General features: G+C 73.2%; 1 protein-coding gene and 1 pseudogene. One reads left to right on the forward strand and one right to left on the reverse strand.

What is annotated here, in order from left to right; genetic code table 11:
* Positions 1-359: 359 nt before the first annotated feature.
* Positions 360-1,319, forward strand: a complete 960-nt coding sequence (locus AA75_RS44155; RefSeq protein WP_051814474.1) for a phosphatase PAP2 family protein — start codon at positions 360-362, stop codon at positions 1,317-1,319.
* A 104-nt stretch (positions 1,320-1,423) separates the two neighbouring features.
* On the opposite strand, the pseudogene AA75_RS44160 reads toward AA75_RS44155, so the two are convergent.
* A pseudogene (locus tag AA75_RS44160) lies at positions 1,424-2,270 on the reverse strand (bifunctional glutamine-synthetase adenylyltransferase/deadenyltransferase); the annotation flags it as partial.

Genomic DNA, 2,270 nt, shown 5'->3' on the forward strand with positions numbered 1-2,270 from the left:
GATGCGGCTCGTCTGTGAGTGGCCGGACCGTAGCGCGCTGAAATATGTTTCAGCAAGATGCTGAAAATGTTGCAAGCAGGGTCTTGACCGAACCGTTGTGAAGGCAGCAGAGTCGTAGCGGCCCGCCGGACACCTGACCCCCGGCGGGCCTCGGTCGTTGGGCCCCGCGACACCTCTCGGCCAAAGTCCAGGTCAAGTTTGGCCACCCGCGTTCGACCGCCGGTTACCCCCGAGCAACAATGGTCGATATGCGTCCCCATACCTCTTCTACCCGTACCCCCGCAGGGGGACGGTCGGTGAAGAATCCCCGACCAGAGGATGAGCAGGCGGCCACGGGACGTCTGGCAGACTTCTCGTCCATGGGGGAACCGACCGAGATCCACGCACCGGGCGCCGAGCGCGCCACGGCGCGCACCGGCGGTTCCGTCCCTGGCTGCGCCCACGTGGGCGGGCAGCCGGACGGAGCCACCCGCGCAGCCCAGTCACCGAGCGCGGCCCTGCGCGGCCGGGTGCGGGAACAGCGCAGACGGCCCGCCCGGCCCCGGCTCTGGTTCGAACTCGCCCTGATCGGGATCAGCTACTGGCTGTACTCCCTGGTCCGCAACGCCGTCCCCGAGCAGGCCTCGATCGCCCAGCACCACGCGACCTGGATATGGGACCTCGAACGCGCCCTCGGCGTCGCCGTCGAGCGCTCGGTGAACCACGCGGTCGACTCGGTCGGCTGGCTGATCGTGGGGATGAACTACTACTACGCCACGCTGCACTTCATCGTCACCATCGGCGTGCTGGTCTGGCTGTACCGCTCGCACCCGGGCCGCTACGCGGCGGCCCGCACGGTGCTCTTCGTGACCACGGGGATCGCCCTGGTCGGCTTCTACTTCTTCCCGCTGGCCCCGCCCAGGCTGATGACCGGCGGCGGCTTCATCGACACCGTGACCGCCCACCACACCTGGGGCTCGATGGCCTCCGGCGCCGGGGCGCACGTCTCCAACCAGTACGCGGCGATGCCCTCGATGCACATCGGGTGGTCGCTCTGGTGCGGTCTGACCATCTTCTTCCTGGCCCGCCCGCTGTGGGTGCGGCTGCTCGGCCTGCTGTACCCGGCGGCCACCCTGGTCGTGATCATCTCCACCGCCAACCACTTCTGGATGGACGCCGTCGGCGGCGCGCTGTGCCTGGCCGTCGGCTTCACCGCCGCCCGGCTGATCTACCACGTGTGGGCCTACCAGCTGCCCAGGGTCCCCGGCGCCGCCGAGGACGACGAGGTCACCGTCCCCGAGCAGTGGGTGAGCGACCGGGTCGGCGCCGCCCGCCGCTGAGCCCCGGCCGCCCGGCCGCAGCACCGAGCCCCACCGGACCCGCTCCGGTGGGGCTCCGCCGTACCGGGGCACCGCGCACCGGCCCGGCCCGGCCGCAGCCGCGGCTACGGCCCGTAGAACAGCCGCTCCACCACCGCGCGGGCCCGCCGGGTGGTGCGCCGGTAGTCGTCGACCAGCTCCCCGCTGTGCCCGGCCCCGTAGCCCAGGTACCGGGCCACGCCGGACAGCTCGCGCGGGTCGCCGGGGAAGGAGTCCCCGGCCCGGCCCCGGACCAGCATCACCGCGCTGCGCACCCGGGAGGCGAGCACCCAGGCGGCGTCCAGCACCCCGGCGTCCTCGGCGTCGACCAGTCCCGCCCCGGCCGCGGCCGCCAGCGCCGCCCTGGTCCGGGTGGTGCGCAGCTCCGGCAGGGCGTGGCCGTGCTGCAGCTGCAGCAGCTGGACCGTCCACTCGACGTCGGCCAGCCCGCCGCGCCCGATCTTGGTGTGGGTGGTGGGGTCGGCCCCGCGCGGCAGCCGCTCGGACTCGATCCGGGCCTTGATCCGGCGGATCTCCAGCAGGTCACGCTCGGGCACCCCGCCGCCCGGGTAGCGCAGCGGGTCGATCAGCGCCCGGAACCGCTCCCCGAGCTCCGGATCGCCCGCCACCGGCTCGGCCCGCAGCAGGGCCTGGCTCTCCCAGACGTGCGACCAGCGCCGGTAGTACGCCTCGTACGAGGCCAGGGTGCGCACCAGCGGGCCCTGCCGGCCCTCCGGGCGCAGGTCGGCGTCGACCAGCAGCGGGGGTTCGGTGGCGGGGGCGGCGAGCAGGGTGCGCAGTTCGTTGCAGACGGCGTGGGCGGCCCGGGCCGCGTCCTCGTCGAGCATGCCGAGCAGCGGTTCGTGGACCAGCAGGACGTCGGCGTCGGAGCCGTAGCCGAGCTCGTGGCCGCCGAACCGGCCCATCGCGATC

Source organism: Kitasatospora sp. MBT63, from assembly GCF_000710465.2.
Lineage (GTDB): Bacteria > Actinomycetota > Actinomycetes > Streptomycetales > Streptomycetaceae > Kitasatospora.

What these genes read in the sequence shown, in the direction of transcription:
- AA75_RS44155 (WP_051814474.1), top strand. Translation starts at nt 360, where the DNA reads ATGGGGGAACCGACCGAGATCCACGCACCGGGCGCCGAGCGCGCCACG.